This window comes from Microbacterium enclense (genome assembly GCA_038182865.1).
Classification (GTDB): domain Bacteria; phylum Actinomycetota; class Actinomycetes; order Actinomycetales; family Microbacteriaceae; genus Microbacterium; species Microbacterium enclense_B.
The window spans coordinates 1,544,147-1,562,566 of record CP116226.1; the positions used below are offsets into that span (position 1 = coordinate 1,544,147).

At 72.5% G+C, this 18,420-nt stretch carries 11 protein-coding genes; 9 read left to right on the plus strand and 2 right to left on the minus strand.

Annotation, left to right across the window (positions count from 1 at the left end; genetic code table 11):
* Window position 1: 1 nt before the first annotated feature.
* The 4 genes from PIR02_07285 to PIR02_07300 all read left to right on the plus strand — a co-directional run bounded on the left by PIR02_07285 (window position 2) and on the right by PIR02_07300 (window position 3,538).
* Entirely contained in the window at window positions 2-1,048 is a 1,047-nt protein-coding gene (locus tag PIR02_07285; GenBank protein ID WZH38465.1) for a hypothetical protein, read from the plus strand.
* 282 nt (window positions 1,049-1,330) lie between these two features.
* On the plus strand, window positions 1,331-1,594 hold the full coding sequence (locus PIR02_07290) for a hypothetical protein (GenBank protein WZH38466.1): 264 nt from the start codon (window positions 1,331-1,333) through the stop codon (window positions 1,592-1,594).
* 133 nt (window positions 1,595-1,727) lie between these two features.
* On the plus strand, window positions 1,728-2,738 hold the full coding sequence (locus PIR02_07295) for an ATP-binding cassette domain-containing protein (GenBank protein ID WZH38467.1): 1,011 nt from the start codon (window positions 1,728-1,730) through the stop codon (window positions 2,736-2,738).
* Entirely contained in the window at window positions 2,735-3,538 is an 804-nt protein-coding gene (locus tag PIR02_07300) for an ABC transporter permease (GenBank protein WZH38468.1), read from the plus strand. The genes PIR02_07295 and PIR02_07300 overlap by 4 nt, the downstream gene beginning before the upstream one ends.
* On the opposite strand, the gene PIR02_07305 is transcribed toward PIR02_07300, so the two are convergent.
* Entirely contained in the window at window positions 3,535-6,381 is a 2,847-nt protein-coding gene (locus PIR02_07305; protein WZH38469.1) for an ATPase, read from the minus strand. The two genes, PIR02_07300 and PIR02_07305, sit on opposite strands and share 4 nt — an antisense overlap.
* 206 nt (window positions 6,382-6,587) lie before the next feature.
* Window positions 6,588-7,586: a LacI family DNA-binding transcriptional regulator gene (locus PIR02_07310; protein WZH38470.1), complete on the minus strand. Its 999-nt coding sequence runs from the start codon at window positions 7,584-7,586 to the stop codon at window positions 6,588-6,590.
* Between the two features lie 199 nt (window positions 7,587-7,785).
* Here PIR02_07310 and PIR02_07315 point away from each other — a divergent pair, with 199 nt between their 5' ends.
* From PIR02_07315 to PIR02_07335, 5 genes are all read left to right on the plus strand, one after another.
* A complete protein-coding gene (locus PIR02_07315) occupies window positions 7,786-9,045 on the plus strand; it encodes an MFS transporter (GenBank protein WZH38471.1) in 1,260 nt (419 codons plus the stop codon).
* Entirely contained in the window at window positions 9,042-10,784 is a 1,743-nt protein-coding gene (locus PIR02_07320; protein ID WZH38472.1) for an amidohydrolase family protein, read from the plus strand. Before PIR02_07315 ends, PIR02_07320 begins: the two co-directional genes overlap by 4 nt.
* Window positions 10,781-11,815 (plus strand): agmatine deiminase family protein, encoded by a 1,035-nt coding sequence (locus tag PIR02_07325; protein ID WZH38473.1) that lies wholly within the window; start codon window positions 10,781-10,783, stop codon window positions 11,813-11,815. Before PIR02_07320 ends, PIR02_07325 begins: the two co-directional genes overlap by 4 nt.
* A complete protein-coding gene (locus PIR02_07330) occupies window positions 11,812-13,512 on the plus strand; it encodes an amidase (GenBank protein WZH38474.1) in 1,701 nt (566 codons plus the stop codon). The genes PIR02_07325 and PIR02_07330 overlap by 4 nt, the downstream gene beginning before the upstream one ends.
* Before the next feature lie 77 nt (window positions 13,513-13,589).
* Window positions 13,590-18,281: a hypothetical protein gene (locus PIR02_07335; protein ID WZH38475.1), complete on the plus strand. Its 4,692-nt coding sequence runs from the start codon at window positions 13,590-13,592 to the stop codon at window positions 18,279-18,281.
* Window positions 18,282-18,420 lie beyond the last annotated feature (139 nt).

Here is an 18,420-nt window from a genome sequence, read left to right on the forward strand (position 1 = left end):
CATGGCATCCGATCCCCTCGACGAGGCGCGGCGATACCTGCTCCTCGGGGAGCCGCAGAAGGCGCGCCTCGTGCTCGAACTCGTCTTGTCGGAGCATCCCGATCACGGGCCGTCCCTGCTGCTCATGGCGATCACCCGGACCGAGATCGGCGATGCCGAAGGGGCCGAGCGCGACGCGCGTCTCGCGTTCGCGCACGCGGACCTGCGAGCGGATGCCGCTGCGCTCCTCGCCCGGATCACAATGGCGCGCGACTCGACCGAGGCGCTGGGCTGGGCGAGCGAGGCCGTACGCATTGAACCGGGGCGGAGCGGCTTTCGGCTTGTCCTCGCACGCGTCCTGCGCGAACGACGGCAGTTCGATGCTGCCCGACAGGAGGCGGAGGCGGGTCTGACGACTGCCGTCGATGACGGCGAGCGTGTCGACGCCCTCGTCACCGCCTCGTCGATCGCCATGCGACTGGCTCCTCGTCGTGAGGAGGCCTACCGTCTGGCGGAGGAGGCCGCCCGTATCGACCCGACGAATCCCTCGGTGGGTCAGATGCTGGCAGCGGCGCAGATGGCGAGCGGGCGACGGACTCAGGCGATCGTCACCGCGCGTCGCATCCTCAGCGAGAACCCGGTCGCGCGTGTTCCCCCGTACATCGCGCAGGTGGCGACGGCGTTACTCGTCCGATTCCTGATCGGACTGGTCACGCTGGTCACCGTCATCACGCCCTTCCTCACGTTCGCGATCTTCGCGCAGATCTCCGGGATGCCGATCGGCTCGCGCGTGGGCGCGGCGGTAGCGTTCGGCTCGGTCGGTGTGATCTGCGTAGGGGTGCTGAGCCCACTCCGCGACCCGGGTGTCGCCCGTGCGGTCCGGCTCTTCCTGCGTCAACGTCCGATCGAGGTGGTGGCCGCGGTCACGGTGGGCGTGATCGCCCTGGGGTATCTGGTCGTCATCGTCACGGGTTTCTTCCCGCTCATCCCCCTGATGCCCCTGCTCGCCCTGACGGTATGGACCGTGCACGAGGTGAAGCTGACGCAGCTGCGCCCGCCGGCGCAGTGAGGGAGGAGTTCAGCCGCGTCCGCCCGGAGCGAGGTTTCGGGTCGTGCCGCCCGACACGGCGGTGAGAGCGGCGACCACCGGGGCGGCGCGGTCGTCTGCCTCCCACGGGACCATGAGATCGATCCACCAGCGCGGCTCCGCGTCGGCCGGGGCGTCCTCACCGAGGAGACGCCACGTTGGCCAACACCGGAGGGGAAATTCGCTATACGGTTTCCCCGCACGAGGGCGGGTATCTCCTCTCTTCCGCCGAACGCGCGGAAGAGCCCGAAGGTCTGTCCCGGCGTGAGCGCAGTGATCATCACGACGCTTGGCTGGAGCCGGAGGGGCGAACGGTGGGTGGCAGAGCTCCATCGTCTCGGTCCGGAACGCGGACCGATCGTCGACGCGCACGGCGGCGCCGCTCTGCCGTGGATCGCTCAGCGCTCCGGCCAACCCGGGCCGTGGACCCGTGCTCGTTCGGAGACGGATGCCGCCGTGATCGGCGAGGCGGAGTCGCTGAGGACGCGTCGCCTGCTCGCGGCGTATGACGTGTTGGACCGTCGCTGACGGCCCGGCGCCACGGAACGCGCGATCGAGGTCGCTGGCATCGACCGGCAGGTCAGGGTCCCTGACAGCACCCTGACAGCGCCCCCTCCGTCATGACAGAAGCGCGACAGCGCACCCGGCGCATTCTGTCGTCATGACCACTTCATCCACCCGCTCTCCCGCGGTCCGCGCCGAAGGGCTCGTCAAGACGTTCGGCTCCAACCGGGCCGTCGACGGCGTCGATCTCGTCGTCGAAGCCGGCACGGTCTACGGCGTGCTCGGCCCCAACGGCGCCGGCAAGACCACCACCATCAGCATGCTGACGACGCTGCTTCGTCCCGACGGCGGCCGTGCCGAGATCTTCGGCCACGACGTCGCCCGCGAGCCGCACGTCGTGCGCCAGCTCATCGGCCTGACCGGGCAGTTCGCCTCGGTCGACGAGAAGCTCTCGGCCACCGAGAACCTCATGATCTTCGGTCGCCTCCTCGGCCTCTCCCGTGCCGACGCCCGCCGCAAGGCGAGCGAGCTGCTCGAGGAGTTCGGCCTCACCGAGGCGGCATCCCGGCCGCTCGCGAAGTTCTCGGGCGGCATGCGTCGCCGCCTCGACCTCGCGGCATCCCTCATCGCCCAGCCGCCGCTCATCTTCCTCGACGAGCCGACCACCGGTCTCGACCCCCGCACCCGCGGACAGATGTGGGACACGATCCGGCGGCTCGTGGCATCCGGATCCACCGTCGTGCTCACCACGCAGTACCTCGACGAAGCCGACCAGCTCGCCGACCGCATCGCCGTCATCGACCGCGGCCGCGTGGTCGCCGAGGGCACGGCGCTCGAGCTCAAGGCGTCGGTCGGCCAAGCCTCGCTCGTGCTGCGGCTCCAACCCGGCTCCGACCTCGACGTCGCCCGCGCGACGGTGGGACGGGTCCTGGATGCCACGGCGATCGTCTCGCCGGAGGCGGCGCGTCTCACGGTGCCGATGTCCGACCCCGACCAGGTCACCGATCTGCTCGTCGCGTTCCGCGACGCGGGCCTCCACTTGAGCGAGTTCAGCGTGCAGCAGCCCACGCTCGACGAGGTCTTCCTCACCCTCACCGGCACGGGTGTGCCGGCCGACGACACCGCGGCGCGAGAGAGTGCCGACGACCTGGAAGGAGTCCGCCGATGAGCGCCCTGACCCTCGAACGCGATCTGCCCCGCACCGCGAGCCTTTCGCAGACCGTGCAGAACACCCTCACCATGGCGGGCCGCGGTCTGCTGAAGATCCGGCGCACGCCGGAGCAGCTCATCGACGTGACCGTGCAGCCGATCCTGTTCACGCTGATGTTCACCTACATCTTCGGCGGCGCGATCGCCGGAGACGTGCAGAGCTATCTGCCGATCATCATCCCCGGCATCCTCGTGCAGACGGTCATCACGACCTCGGTCGTCACCGGTACGCAGCTGCGCGAAGACATGGACAAGGGCGTGTTCGACCGGTTCCGGTCGCTGCCGATCGCGCGCATCGCGCCGCTCTCGGGCGCGCTCCTGGCCGACACTGTGCGGTACGCGATCGCGACGACGCTGACCTTCACGATGGGCTACATCATGGGCTTCCGGCCCGAGGGCGGTCTCTGGGCGGTCGTCGCGGCGGGACTCCTCGTCATCGCGTGCTCGTGGGCGATCAGCTGGATCTTCGCGTTCTTCGGCGTCATCGCCCGCAGCGCGTCCAGCGTGCAGGGGATCTCGATGATCATCCTGTTCCCCCTGACGTTCCTCTCCAACGCGTTCGTCCCGGCGAACACCATGCCGTCGTGGCTTCAGTGGTTCGTCGACGCCAACCCTGTCTCGCATCTCGTCACCGCGGTGCGCGATCTCGTCAACTCCGGCACGCTCGGTTCCGATGCGGTCATCTCGCTGATCGGCGCCGCGGTGATCGTGGCGGTCTTCGCTCCGCTCACGGTGCGCGCCTACATGCGCAAGGCCTAGTCGAGCAGGGCCGCGAGGGCCTCGGCATCCACGTCCGTCAGGGGCGACCGGATGCCGGGGCCCTCCGTCGTGGGAGCGTCGGGGAGCGCGGCCAGCCGCGCGCGGACCCAGACGTGGAACGGGTCGAGCACGTCCGCGGCGCCGCGGACGGCGGCGGCGCGGGCCAGGGCTTCTTCGGCGAGAGCGCGGCGCCCGGTTGCGGCGTTCCACCCGGCGACCGCGAGGAGCACCATGGCGACGATCGGGTAGTCGCGCGACAGCGCGGCGCGTCGGATCGCTTCGCGGAGCGCGGCCCGCGCCTCCTCGTGCCGGCCGAGGAGCAGCAGGGCCTGAGCGCGCTGCGCGTCTCGCCACGCGATGAACTGGTCGGGAAAGCCCGGCTCCAAAGCGATGCTCTCGACCGCGCGGAGCGCTGCCTCGCCGTCGCCGGTGGCCACGTCGACGTGGGCGGTCGTCATGGCGGCCTGTCCGAGGGAACGCACCGAGCCGTCGGCGGCGGCGAGCCTCTCGATCTCTTCGGTACGAGAGCGCGCTTCGTCCTCGCGCCCGAGTCGGAGCAGGATGCCGACGGCCTGCGCGCGTTGCTGCAGATAGTCGGAGAGGGAGGTGAGTCCGCGGATCGCCTGGCTCGAGCGGTCCGTCACTGCGAGCGCTTCCTCGAGGCGCCCCTCGAGGATGAGCCACTCCGCGTGCAGCTGGCTCGCGAAACCCTGCCCCCACGGGTCGCCGATCTCGGTGAACATCTGGACGGCCCGCTCGCTCTCCTCGCCGAGGGTGCGGATGTCGCCGGAGTTCTGCGCGGCACCCGCGCCGAGCGTGTGGAGGATCGCCTGAGACCAGGGGGGCGCGGCGGCGAACTCCTCGTCGGTGACGTCGACGTGCCAGGTGCGCGCGGCATCCCCGTCGCCGGCAGCGAGGACCGAGCCCGCGAGCCGCAGGAGCGGAGGGACGAGCGCGGTCACCTCGGACGGGTATCGACGGGCGGCCTCCTCGAGCTGGGCGCGACGCGCGGCGAACGCCGCGGGAGAGAATCCGGCCGTCTCGCCCCGCTCGGGGAAGCTGCTCGAGAACAGGGCGACGGCCTCGACCACGACGGTCGGTTCATCGTCGAGCTCCGCGTCCGTATCGGCGACATCGGCGACCGCGCGTCGCAGATCGTCGCTACGCTCGCGGATCGCCCAGGGCCACAGCAGGCTGCGCACCAACCGCGCGCCGCCGCGTCGGTCGTGTGCCCGCACGCGGGTGCGCAGCGCCGCCGTGAGATTCTCATCGTTCGCATCGAACCAGGCCAATGCTGCGGGCAGCCCCGGGCCTCGGACGTCCCGCTCCCTGCCGGACGCGAGCCTCGACAGCACATCGGCTGCGGTGATCCGGTATCGCTCGTCGTCACCGCTGGCGCGCAGGCGGTCGAGTCCGTACTCGCGGACGGTCTCGAGCATGCGGAAGCGTCCGTCGCGCCGCGTCAGCAGCGAGCGATCGACGAGGGCGTCGAAGGCGTCGGCATCCACCCCGAAGACGTCGGCCACCGCGGCGGCGTCGGACGCGCCGATCCCGTCGGGGAACACCGCGGCCGCACGCAGCGCGACGCGCTCGTCGTCGGTGAGGGTGTCCCAGCTCCAGTCGATGAGCGCGCGCAGGGTGCGGTGCCGCTCGGAACTGAGCCGGGGGCCGTGGGAGAGCAGGGCGAAGCGATCGTCGAGGCCGGCGTCGATCTCGGCGAGGTCGAGTGTGCGGGATCGCGCGGCGGCGAGCTCGATGGCCAGGGGGAGCCCGTCCAGGCGCTGGACGATCCGCACGGCGGTGTCGCGCTCGTCTGCGCGAGGTTCGCTCCCCCGCGCGGAGCGCACGCGCCGGGCGAAGAGCTCCTCGGCGTCGGAGGGCGGGAGGGGGCCGAGATCGACGAAGGCCTCGCCCGGGATGCCGAGGGGCTCACGGCTCGTCGCCAGCACGCGCACCCCCGCGCTCATTCCGAGCAGAGTCAGGGCGGCTTCCGCAGCCTCGCGTGACACGTGCTCGCAGTTGTCGAGGACGATCACGACCTCGCGACCCGAGACGGCTTCGGCCACGCGCTCGGCCGAGGTCGAGGGTGGACCGCTCGTGTCGCGCACGCGCACGCCGCGACCGACGGCACCGGCGATCGCCGTCCACACCTCGCCCGCAGCGGCCGGCGCGAGCTCGACGATGATCGCGTCGGCGAGAGCGCGGGCCGTCTCTACCGCGAGGGTCGTCTTGCCGGCGCCGCCCGGACCGATCACGGTGACCAGGCGATCGGTCGTGAGGCGCGCGCGGATGGCGTCGAGTTCATCGCCGCGGCCGATCAGGCTCGTCACGGGCGCGGGAAGCGGTGCGGGAACCACGGCCGCGGGAGCCATCGCGATGGGGACCGTCGCCGCGAGCCGCTCGGCGTGGGCGCGGTCTTCGAGCAGGTCGCGGACGAGCCAGTCGAAGCCGTCGCCCGGCGTCCAGACGTCTCCCGTCCACAGCGCCAGTGCTTCGCGGGCGCGCGCGGCGTCTCCGCTCGTTCGGGCGTCGGCCACCAGGTCTTGGAACCGGGTGATGTCGACCTCGGCGCGCGAGACGTCGAGGCGGTAGCCGCCCGGGGCCGACGACACGCTGCCGGCGGGCAGAGCGCGACGAAGACGGGAGACGAGCGACTGCAACGCGGCGCGCGGGTCGTCGGGAGTGTCGATCGGCCAGAGGTCCTCGGCCAGCGCGCGGACGCTCACGGTGGTACCGGCGTCCACCGCGAGGCGCAGGAGCAACGACTGTTGGCCGCGCCCGGGCACGACGGCATCCCCGTCATCCGTGGCGACGCTCAATCCGCCGAAGAACCGCACCCGCACGGGATTCACTCTAGGTCGCGGCCCCTCGCGCGTGGGTCCGTGCGAGTGCGGGTCGCGTCGAACAGCGGAGTGCCCGTACACGGATCCGGAGATGGTCAGCAGATCCGGACGAAACGAGAAGCATCGTCCGGATCCGACGACGATCTCCGGATCCGAGGTACGGGATACGGCGGCAACTCGAGGTGCGCGAGGGAGCGCAAGGCCCGCTAGGCACCGGCTGTGCTCGCGCGCACCTGGAGCCGGGGGGCGATGACGCGCACGCGATCGGCCGGAGGCTTGGCATCCGTCACCGCGGTCAGTAGCTCGAGGCAGGCGGAGCCGAAGGCTCGGGCCTCGAGATCGAAGGAGGTGACCGCCGGGGTCAGGAGCGCGTGCATCGGCTCGTCGACGTAGGCGGCGAGCAGCAGGTCGTCGCCGACGCGTCGTCCGGCGCGCGCAGCGGCCTGGAGTGCGGGGGCGGCCGACCCGCTCGGCGCGACGATGAGGGCGTCGATCCGCTCGGTGGCGAGGATGTCGGCGACCGCTGTGTCGACCTCGTCGGCGGTGGGGACGAAGCCGATCGTGCGGATGATCGGGATGCCGCGGCGCTCCGTCATCCACGACGTGAACGTCGCGGTGAGCTCGCGGCTCCAGCTGGTGCCGTCGGGCGGCAGGACGGCGGCGATGCGCTCGGCTCCCCGATCGGTCAGGTGACCGAGAAGGCCGCGCAGGGCAGTGTCGTGGTCGTACACGACGCTGCCCGCGACCCGGTCCTCCCCGCCGAGCACGTGCTCGCCGCTCACGACGGGGCGGCCCGTGTCGAGGATGGCCCGGATGCCGGCATCCTCGACCGTCGCGTCGACCACGATGTACCCGTCCACGAACGCCGCGGGCGGTGTCGAGTCGTCGGCAAGGCGGTGGGGGAGGAGGATCACCGACAGTCCGCGGTGATCGGCAGCATCGACCACGCCGAAGGCGAACTCGGTGTAGTACGGCAGGCGCGTCGAGCCCGGCGGCAGGTGGAGACCGACCGTGCCGTAGCGGGACGTGCGCAGGCTGCGTGCGGGCGCGTTGACGACGTAGTTGAGCGCGCGGGCGGATGCCAGCACCCGCTCTCGCGTCTCGGGCGAGACCCCCGCCTTGTCGCGCAGGGCGAACGACGCTGCCGCGATCGACACACCGGCCGCGGCGGCCACGTCGTGCAGTGTCGGTTTGCGGGGGGTCACGTGGGCCGACGTTACCCGACGGGCGAATCGCCTCTTGCGCGACGATGAACTTAAACGTTTAATGTCCCTGAAACAGATCCGGCTCCTCGACCGAAACACACGGTCCCTAGCCTCGGCCACAACCGGTCGCGATCGACGCCGATCCGACCGGGGCCCACACCCGTTCCGCCGGTCCTCCGGCACCCGCGAAAGGCCCTCCGTGTCTTCCTCCACCCGCACCACCACCGCGACCGCATCGGTGGGCTCCGCCCGAGTACCCCTGCGCCTGCCCACCGCGAGCTCGACGTTCATCGTCGGCATCGCCGGGTACCTGGGCGTGAATCTCTCGCCCTACATGATCATCGCCGTGCAACAGGGCATGGATGCCGACGTGCTGACCGCCAGCTGGCTGGTCACCGGCGCGCTCCTGCTCACCGCGTTGACCGGGCTCGCCGTGGCGCCGTTGTGCGCCGGCCATCGTCGCCGCGCGGTGGCGCGGGTCGGACTCCTGGTCGCCGTGGTCGGGTTCGGCCTGGCTGCGCTCGCCCCCGGCCTGCTCCTCGCCGGGCTCCTGCTGGGCGGAGTCGGCGCAGGTGGAGCGGTCGCCGCGTCCGGAGCGGCGCTCGCCGCCTTCCGCAACCCCGACCGCGTCGCGGGCTTCTACGGCCTCGCGAACCGTGGCATCATCACCGTCGTGCTGGCGGTGGTGCCGCTGATCGGCCTCGCGCCGATCGACGTCTTCGGCTCCATGGCCGTCTTCAGCTTCGTCGGTCTCGTGCTGGCCACGTGGCTTCCGGGCGCTCCGGCCGCAGCCGCCAGCCCGGGCGCTGCCACCGGGGCCGCGATTCCGCTCGAGATCCCGCCCACGGGGACGACGCGGACGACCGCACGCCCCTCGCGCACCGTGACCGTGGCCGGATTCACCCTGCTCATCGTCTTCGCCCTGTGGGCTGCGAGCGAGGACTCGCTGTGGGCCATGGTCGGCGTCATGGGTGCCGACCAGGCGAGCCTCTCCGCCGAAGGTCTCGGCATCGCGCTCAGCGGGGCGACGGCGGGCGGGCTCGTCGCCTCGGTCGCCTTGATGATCGTGGGCGACCGTCTCGGCCGCGGCGTGCCGCTCATCGTGCTGCTCGTGATCGGCGGCATCCTGAAGATCGTGCAGGGCTACGTCACCGACCCCACCCTGTTCGTCGTGGTCTTCATCGTGTGGAACACCACCTATGCCCTGGTCTTCGCCTTCTTCGTGTCGACCTCGGCGGCGCTCGATGCGGAGGGGCGGTGGTCGGGTCCGCTCCTGGCGACCTACCTCGTCGGCTCCGCGCTGACGCCCGTGATCGGGGCCAACCTCGTCGCCCTCCTCGGCTACCAGGGCTTCACTCTCGCGCTCGCCATCGCGAGCTTCCTCCTCGCCGTTCCCGCGGGCGTCATCGGGCTTCTCTCGCGTCGACTCGAACGTGAAGCGGCGGAGGTCTCCGCATGACCCGCACGCTCTACCGCAACGCCCGCGTCTTCACGGCGGAGGTCGAGGCATCCCGCCAGTGGACGGACGCCATCGCCGTCGACGGCGAGACGATCGTCGCGATCGGCGCCGACGCGCAAGCGATGGCGGTCGACGAGACGGTCGACCTCGGCGGCGGTCTCGTGCTGCCGGGATTCACCGACGCGCACACCCACCTGCTGATGATGGGCGCGGCTCTCGGCCAGGTACCGCTGACCGACGCGCGCTCGCTCGACGAGATCCAGACGCTGCTGCGCACGGCGCGCGACGCCGATCCCGAGGCGACGGTGCTCCGCGGACGAGGGTGGCTCTTCGATTCGGTCCCCGGCGGCGCGCCCACGGCGGCGATGATCGACGCCGTCGTGTCCGACGTCCCGGTATACCTGGATGCCAACGACTACCACTCGTGCTGGGTGAACAGCGCCGCGCTGGCCGAGCTCGGGATCACACGGGACACCCCCGATCCGCTCGGCGGCGAGATCGCCCGTGACGCCGAGGGCGAGCCGACCGGAATGCTGTACGAGACCGCGGCGATCCAGTACGCCTGGGCGCAGCGCGACGCCGCGACCACCGACGCCGAGCGCGACGAGGCTGTGGACCGCGTGATCGACGCGTACGTGCGGGCCGGAGTCGTCAGCGTGGTCGACATGGCCTTCGACGAGCACGGTCTCGCCGCTTTCGAGCGTGCCCTCGACCGCTACGACGGTCGCCTGCCGATCCGTGTGGCGGCGCACTGGCTCATCGAGAACACCGGCGACCGGGCGCGAAACCTCGCCCAGCTGGATCGGGTGGTCGAGCTGGCACGACGATCCGCGTCGCCGTGGCTGCGGGTGATGGGGATCAAGCTCATCCTCGACGGGGTGATCGACGCGTGTACCGCGGCGATGCGCGCCCCGTACGCCGACGGGTCGAGCGCGGATCCGATCTGGCCGCTCGACGACCTCGCGCCCGTCGTCGCCGCGGCCGACGCCGCGGGGCTCCAGATCGCGATGCACGCGATCGGCGACGCCGCCAGCGACAACGCCCTCACCGCGATCGAGCGCGCGATCGCGGCCAACGGCGACCGCCCGCGGCGGCACCGCATCGAGCACCTCGAGTACGCCGCGCCCGGCACGGCCCGACGGATGGCGCGGCTGGGGGTGACGGCATCCATGCAGCCCGTGCACGCCGATCCGGCGATCTTCGCCAACTGGGCCGCGATGCTCGGCGATGAGCGTGTGGAACGTGCGTTCCCGTGGAGCGAATACGAAGAGGCCGGGACGCTCCTGGCGTTCTCGACCGACGCGCCGACCGCCCCCTTCGACGCCCTCGCGAACATGTACGTCGCGGCGACGCGCGCATCGGCCCTCGACCCGAGTGTTCCCGCCGTGCATCCCCACTACGCCCTGCCGCTGGCGAGCGCGATCGGGCACGCGACTCGCGATGCCGCGGCCTCCCTCGGCGACGGCGAGTGGCGCGGCCGCATCGCTCCCGGGTTCGCGGCCGACCTCGTCGTGGTCGACGCCGACCCGTTCGTCTCGGGCGAGGCGACGCTTCTGAGCGCTCGCGCCGTGACGACCCTGGTCGCAGGCACCCCCGTCTTCCCCCCTCCCGCCGGCTCGCCCGCGCTGCGTTCGGGCGAACGCACGCCGGCGTCGTCCGCGCTCACCGAGGTGGCGGCGCACGGAGACGCGGCGCTCACCGGGGAGACGTGTGACGAGCACGAGGAGGAGAGACGATGAGCTGGCGCATGCCGATTGAGACCGCCCCGCAGACCCGTACCTGGATGGCCTTCCCCGCCGAGGGGCCGACGCTCGGCGAGACCGACGCCGAACGCGATGCCGGGTACGCCGCGTGGACCGCGGTCGCCCACGCCGTCGCCGAGTTCGAGCCCGTCACGATGGCGGTCGACCCTGCCGAGCGCGAGCGGGCCCGGCGCATGCTCTCGGCCGACATCGAGATCGTCGAGGCCCCCGTCGACGAGTTCTGGATGCGCGACGTCGGTCCGACCTTCGTGCTCGACCCCGAGCGCCCGGGTGTGCTCGGCGCGGTCGCCTGGACGTTCAACGGTTGGGGTGACCACTGGTGGGGCGCGTGGCGGAAGTCGGCCGGTCTCGGACGCCTCATCGCCGACGCGGCGGGCGCCGAGCTCGTCTCTTCTCTCCTGGTGAACGAGGGGGGTGGCCTCCATGTCGACGGCGAGGGCACCGTCCTGCTGACCGAGACCGTCCAGCTCGACCCGCGCCGCAACCCCTACGCCGACCGCGCGCGCGTCGAGGCAGAGATGGCTCGCACGATCGGCGCGACCCACGCCGTGTGGCTACCGCGCGGACTCACCCGCGACTACGGGGACTTCGGGACGAGCGGGCACGTCGACATCGTCGCGACGATACCCTCGCCGGGCACCGTCCTGCTGCACGACCAGCGCAACCCCGCGCACCCCGACCACGCCGTCTCGGCCGAGCTGCGCGCGTTCTTCGCGGAGCAGACGGATGCCACGGGCCGCCCCTTCACCGTGCGCGACCTCCCGGCTCCCGACACCCTGCGCGACGCCGACGGCGACACCGACTGGAGCTACGTCAACCACCTCGTCGTCAACGGCGGCGTGCTCGCGTGCGGCTTCGACGAGCCCGAGGCCGACGCGAGGGCGCGCGGCATCCTCGAGGAGGCCTACCCGGGGCGCCGTGTCGTGACGGTCGACGCGCGCGAGCTGTACGCCCGCGGCGGCGGCATCCACTGCATCACCCAGCAGCAGCCCGAGGTCACCGCATGATCGAGGTCACGGAAGCCTCCATCGCTCAGCTGGCCGCCGCCCTCGCGGCGGGCGAGACCACCGCGGTCGAACTCGTCGAGGCGCACCTCGAGCGGATCGCCGCGTACGACGGACCGGAGACGTCGACGCGGCTCAACGCTGTGGTCGTGCTCAACCCCGAGGCACGAGCCGAGGCGGAGGAATCCGACGCGCGACGCGCGGCCGGGCGCTCGCGCGGCCCGCTCGACGGCATCCCGTACACCGCGAAGGACAGCTATCTCGTCCGCGGTCTCACCGCAGCCTCCGGCAGTCCCGCGTTCGCCGACCTCGTCGCGCGAGGCGACGCCTTCACGATCGAGCGGCTGCGCGAGGTGGGGGCCATCTGCCTCGGGCGGACGAACATGCCGCCGATGGCCAACGGCGGCATGCAGCGCGGCCTCTACGGACGCGCCGAGAGCCCGTACAACGCGGACTACCTCACCTCGGCCTTCGCCTCCGGGTCGTCCAACGGCTCCGGGACGGCGACCGCGGCGTCGTTCGGCGTCTTCGGACTCGGGGAGGAGACCTGGTCGAGCGGGCGGGCCCCGGCATCCTGCAACGCGCTCTGCGCGTACACGCCCTCCCGCGGCGTGATCTCGGTGCGCGGCAACTGGCCACTCGTGCCGACGATGGACGTGGTCGTGCCGCACACGCGCTCGATGGCCGACCTGCTCGCCGTCCTCGACGTCGTGGTCGCCGACGACCCCGAGACGCGGGGGGACTTCTGGCGCGCGCAGCCGTGGGTGACCCTGCCCGCGGCGTCAGACGTGCGACCGGAGTCGTACGCCGCGCTCGCCGCCGACGCCTCGCTGGCCGGGAAGCGGATCGGCGTCCCGCGCATGTTCCTCGGCTCCGATCCGCTCGCGGGCACCGGTCCGAAGGGCGTGGGCGGGCCGACGGGTGAGCGGATCGTGCCGCGACCGTCGGTGCTCGCCCTGTGGGAGACCGCGCGCGCCGACCTCGAGGCCGCGGGGGCCATCGTCGTCGAGACCGATTTCCCGCTCGTCAGCAACTACGAGGGCGACCGTCCCGGTGCACCGACGATCTCGACGCGCGGGCTGGTGTCGCCCGAGTTCCTCCAGCGAGAGATCGTGGATCTCTCGGCGTGGTCGTGGGACGACTTCCTGCGCGCGAACGGGCACCCGGGTCTCGCCGTCGTGGACGGCGCCGAGATCTTCCCCCACCCCGAGGGGTCGTTGCCCGATCGCTACACCGGCTTCGACGACGACATCGCGGAGTACCCCGCGCACGTCCGCGAGCGTCCGGTCGCCTCGTTCGTCGACATCCCCCACCTCGCCGACGGCCTTCGCGGGCTGGAGGAGACCCGGCGCCGCGATCTCGAGGAGTGGATGGATGCCGAGCGCCTCGACGCCGTGGTCTTCCCGACCATGAGCGACGTGGCGCCCGCCGATGCCGACGTGAACCCCGCGTCGGCGGACATCGCGTGGCGCAACGGCGTGTGGGTCGCCACCGGCAATCTCGCGATCCGGCACTGCGGAGTGCCGACGGTGACGGTGCCGATGGGCACGCTCGACGACATCGGGATGCCGGTCGGCCTCACCTTCGCGGGCCGGGCCTACGACGACACCGCCCTGCTGCGACTCGCGGCGGCCTTCGAGGCGACGGGTGCGCGCCGGACGGCACCGCCGCGGACTCCTCCGCTGCGCAGAGTCGTCTGAGACCCGACCTGTGGACAACCTCCTCGGGCGGAGTCGCTTCGCTACCCTGGAGCGACGACCGACGCCGAGGGGGCACGATGACGGAAGTCGCCGCAGGGGATGCCGCGCGCACCCGACGGGTGTGGCCCGCGCAGCCTGAGCTGCTGACCGACACCTCACGGTGCCCGTGGTGCTTCGCGCCGATCACCGCCTCGCCGTGTGCGACGTGCGGATTCGACCTCAGCGACCCGCGCACCTTCGGTGTGCTGTCGCTGTCACAGCACATCGCGGGACTCGTGCAGGAGCGCGACGAGGTGCTCCGGCAGATCCGGGCGAGTGCCGCCGCCTGGACGGGCCCTGTTCCGGCGTCGGGTCCCGCCCCGGTCGCAGGTTCCGGTGCGGGCGCATCGGCGTCGGCTGCGTCTGTCGGACCCGTCGATCCCGCGGAGTCGGGTGTACCCGTCGAGCCAGGTGTGTCTGGCGAGCCTGCCGACGCGGGTGCGCGTGCTGTGCCCGCGGAGCCGGCTGTGCCTGCCGTGGCCGCCGATCCGGCTGGGCCTGTCGCGCACGATGAGCCTGGCGGGCCTGTCGCGCCCGATGCGCCGGCTGAAGTTGGCGGGCCTGTCGTGCCCGCCGCTTCCGTCGAACCTGTATCGGCCGCGGCGAACGCGGTGGTCACTCCGACCTTCACCGCGCCGCCGGGGTTCGCTCCGCCGGGCGAGCTGCATCCGTCCGTGCGTCAGGGGGCGCCGTCTACGGCCGCACCCGGCACTCAGGGCGGTCCGGCCGCGGGTGCGCCGGGCACCCCGACCTCGCCGCCTGCACCCCAGCCGGGCAAGCCGCGCCGCTCGGGCGTGCAGGTGTTCCTCCTCTCGGTCGGTGTCGTGCTGCTCGCCGTGGCTGCAGCCTTTTTCCTCACGGTGGCGTGGGTCAGCGGCGGCCTCGTCCTGCGTTCGATCATCGTGGGCGCGGTGACCGCGGCCGTGATCGTCACGGCGTCGATCCTGCGTCGTCGACGACTGACCGCGACGGCGGAGGGGATCGCCCTGCTCGGGATCGCGTTCGTCGCGCTCGACGTGTGGGCGGTGCGGGCGAACGACCTTGCGGGGGCTGCGGGCGTCGACGCGCGCGTCTACTGGGGCTGGGCGGCCCTCCTGGCCGGTGTCGGCTTCGTGGCCTGGGCGCGCCTTGCCGGGCTGCGTGCTCCGTTGTCAGCGGGGATCGCGGCTCTGGCGGTGGGACCGCCGTTGATCGCCGCCGGCCTCTTCGGCGGCGACACGACTCTCGAGGTGTACGCGGCCGGTCTTACGGCGCTCGTTCTCACGCTCGCGTCGTCGCTCGTACCGCGGCTCGCCCGGGCGGACGTCGGCTCGGTCGCCGTCGAGATCACGGCGCTGCGCGTCTTCGGCGGGGTGGGAGCGCTCATGGCGCTGATCGCCGCTCTCGTGCTCGACCCCGACCGTGCGTGGGCGCCGCTCGCAGCCAGCGCGCCGATCGCTCTCCTGCTCGCCGCGCACGCCGCAGTGCTCGTCCGCACCGGTGCCGAGAAGGTCGCGCCGATCGCGTCGCCGTTCGCTGTGATGGCCCTCGGCGCCGGTGTCGCGGCGACGGTTGCGCGTGTGGCCGACACGACCATCGCCGTGACGGTGCCGCTCCTCGTGGCGGTGGTCATCGCACTCGCTCTGGAGGCCGTCTCGGCACGCCTCGCCGCAGGCGCGTCCCGCACGACCGTCGTCGTCGCCGCCCTGACCGCCGCGATCGGAGCCGGTCTGGCCGCGGTGGTGCCCGTCGCCTGGGCGCTCTCGGCGTTGGCCGAGCCTCTGCGTCGTCTCGTGCCCCTCTTCGGCGACTCCGCTTTCGCGGTGAACGATGTGGATGCCACGAGCACCGCCGCCGCGATCACCCTCGTGGCCGCGGTGGTCCTTGCGGCCGTCGTATGGCGTCTCACGGGCCGTGCGACGAGCCGTCGTCTCGCCGTGCTGTGGTCCGCCGCGATCGTGATGCTGCTGATCGGTCCGCAGCTGCGCGTCGTCGTCGGGATCGTGCTCTGGTACGTGGCGATGGCGGTCGCGGGCGTCGTCCTGCTCCGGCGTCGTCGCGGCGACGTCGCGGTGGCCTCCGTCGTCGGGAGCCTCGCGCTGCTCGCCGGGTGGTTCCTCTCCTTCCCCTCGCCCCTGGCGTGGACGCTCGCGACCCTGGGCGTTCTCGTGGTCGTGTGGATGCTGGCGTCCGTCACTCCCGCCGCCCGGGTCCCGGCGGCCGTGTCCTTCGTCGTGTTCGCCGCGGGGAGCGCGTGGCTCGCACCGGCCGCCGCGGAGCGCGGTCTGGGCGTCGACGTCGTCGGATTCGGCCCGTTGGAGGCGGGCGCCTTCACCGCGGTGATCTGCCTCGTCGTTGCTCTCCTCCCGTGGCGCGGCGCTCTCGCTCCTCCGCGCGGGCTGGATCGACCGCAGCGCGAAGCGGCCGCTCTTGCGGCCCTGGCGATCGCCTTCCTCTCGTCGCTCGTTCACGCCGTCCTGCGCTCGGGCGACGGACCGGTCAGCGTCTGGTGGGCCGCGATCGGTGTGGTGACCACGGCGGCAGCGGCGTGGGTCGCGCTGGGCTCCGCGAATCGCAGCTGGGCAGTGCTGCGGCCGGCGGCCGCGGTGACCTGGTCCCTGCTGGGAGCGATGGCCGCCCTCGCGGTCGTCCGCCCGCTCACCGACGGCGAGCTCGCGCCGAGCACCGCGGTCTCCGCGGTGGCGCTCGTCGCCGCCGCTCTCGGGGTGAGCGTGCTGCGACGCGAGGTCATTCCCCGCGTGCTCTCCGACGCCGGCACCGCCGTGGCCGCGCTCGTCGCGGTGACGGTGCTCGCTCCGCGCGGCGACGTGTGGATTCCGCTCCTCATCGTCGCGGTCACCACCCTGATCTGGGCGGTCGACACCGATGGCCTGTTCGTCTCGCGCGGTCCGCGCCGCCACCTCGTGTGGCTCGCTCTCGCTCTGGCGACGAGCGCACTCTGGCTGCAGCTGTTCAGCGCACGCGTCGAGACGGTCGAGGTCTACACGCTGCCGGTCGCCGTGGCGTTGATCCTCCTCGCCGCCGCGAACGAGCGCGCCCGTCGCCGCGTTGCCGACCGGTCGGTGGCGGCTCCTGCCGTCATCGCGTTCGCGGGAGTGGCGCTCGCTCTGGTACCGACGGCTGTGGCGGATGTCGACGACACGGTGCGCGTGCTCGTCGCCACCGGTCTCGGTGTGGTCTTCCTCCTCGCCGGCGCCTGGGCGCGCCCCCCGCGCACGCCCGACCTGCTTCCTCTGGCGGTCGCTGCGGCGGGGGCGCTGGCCCTCGTGGTGGCAGGGGGCGCGCGGCTCGTGCACGTGGCGCAGCGGGGCGAGTCCGGCGGCCCGCTCGTCGATGCGCTGGTCGTCGTGAGCGCGGTGGCGCTGGGCGCCGCGGCCCTGGGATGTGTCCGCCGAACAGCATCGTGGGCCCCCTCCGTCGGCCGGGCGACCGCCATCGCGGCCGCTGTGGTCTTCGTCGTCGGCGAAACGGTGCTCATCGCCGTCGACGGAGGCCCCGTCGTACGAGCCGTCCTGGCGGTCGTCGCGCTCGGTGCCGTCGGCGCCTTCGCCTCGCGGGGCTCCCACGCCCTGACGGGCGTACCGATTGCGGCCGTCCTGCTCGGTGGGGCGGCGCTCGTGGCTCTCGTCGGGCTGGGCGCCGGTGTCCGCCCGGTCGAGTGGATGACGGTGCCCCTGGCGGCGGCGCTCCTCGCGACCACGGTGGTCGTGCGCACGCGTTCGGCCCCGCCTCTCGTCGTGGGGCTGGCCACCGTCGGACTGGCGGTGGCGTTGCTGCCGTCCGCCGCGCTGGTGGCCGACGAGCTGCCGCGGGCGATCGCGGTGCTGACCGTTTCGGTCGCGTTGCTCGTCGCGGCATCCCTCGTCTCCCACGAGTCGGTGCGTCCGCTGCGCCTGCCCGCCCTCGGCGTGGCGGCCCTGTCGCTCGTCATCGCAGGCGGCGTGCGCGCGCTCGGCGATCTGGACCGCCCCCTCTTCGACGCGTGGGCCCTCGCCGTGGTGGTGCCCCTCGTCGCAGCGGGAGTCCTGTTGCAGCGGCGCCGCGATGGCCTCCCTGCGGTCACCGCGACCGCTGCGGTTCTGACCGGGCTGACGGTCGCCGCTGTGCTGTCGTCCGTGCGCCTCGCGACGGTCGGCGACGAGAGTCTTCGCGCTGCCCTGACGATCGTCGTTCTCCTCGCCGTGGGCCTGCTGTGGCGTGGTTCTCAGGGCTCGCTGGTGTTCTGGGCAGGCGTGGGTCTCGGAGGCGTGGTCGGCGCGACCGCGCTGGCGACGGGATCCGCTGATCCGGTCGAGTTCGTCACGACTCCCCTCGCGGTGGCACTCGTGCTGCACGGTGTCCGATCGCTCCGCCGTAACCCCGCACTGCGAAGCTGGCCTGCTCTCGGTGTGGCGCTGGCCCTCCTGCTCCTGCCGTCGCTCGTGTTCGACTTCGCCGACGACAACGTGCTCTGGCGCGTGATCGCGCTGGGCGTCGTCGCTCTCGCGGTGCTCTTGGCCGGTGCGCGGTACAAGCTGCAGGCCCCCGTGCTTCTCGGTGGCATCGTGCTGATCGTGCATGCCGTCGCCCAGCTCTGGCCGTGGATCGCGTCGATCTACGAGAGCGTGTCGGGCTTGTGGTGGCTGTGGCTGGGTATCGCCGGAGTGCTGCTCATCGTCGTCGCGGCGACGTACGAGCGGCGCATCCGCGAGGTGAAGGCCGTGGCGCTGGCCATTCGCGCGCTGCGCTGAGTCGCGCTGCCCTGACTCGTGCGACGCTGCGTTGAGCTGCGCCGCGTTGCGCGGGTTCGCGTTGCGCGGGAACGCGCTGCCCTGAGCCGCGCGGCGCCGGTTCAGCGCTGCGCCGCGTTGCGCTGGGTCGCGCGGCGCT

Bases quoted from the DNA above. Each gene is read 5' to 3' on its own strand.
- PIR02_07285 (WZH38465.1), top strand. From the start codon at position 2: ATGGCATCCGATCCCCTCGACGAGGCGCGGCGATACCTGCTCCTCGGG.
- PIR02_07295 (WZH38467.1), top strand. From the start codon at position 1,728: ATGACCACTTCATCCACCCGCTCTCCCGCGGTCCGCGCCGAAGGGCTC.
- PIR02_07300 (WZH38468.1), top strand. From the start codon at position 2,735: ATGAGCGCCCTGACCCTCGAACGCGATCTGCCCCGCACCGCGAGCCTT.
- PIR02_07320 (WZH38472.1), top strand. From the start codon at position 9,042: ATGACCCGCACGCTCTACCGCAACGCCCGCGTCTTCACGGCGGAGGTC.
- PIR02_07325 (WZH38473.1), top strand. From the start codon at position 10,781: ATGAGCTGGCGCATGCCGATTGAGACCGCCCCGCAGACCCGTACCTGG.
- PIR02_07330 (WZH38474.1), top strand. From the start codon at position 11,812: ATGATCGAGGTCACGGAAGCCTCCATCGCTCAGCTGGCCGCCGCCCTC.
- PIR02_07335 (WZH38475.1), top strand. From the start codon at position 13,590: ATGACGGAAGTCGCCGCAGGGGATGCCGCGCGCACCCGACGGGTGTGG.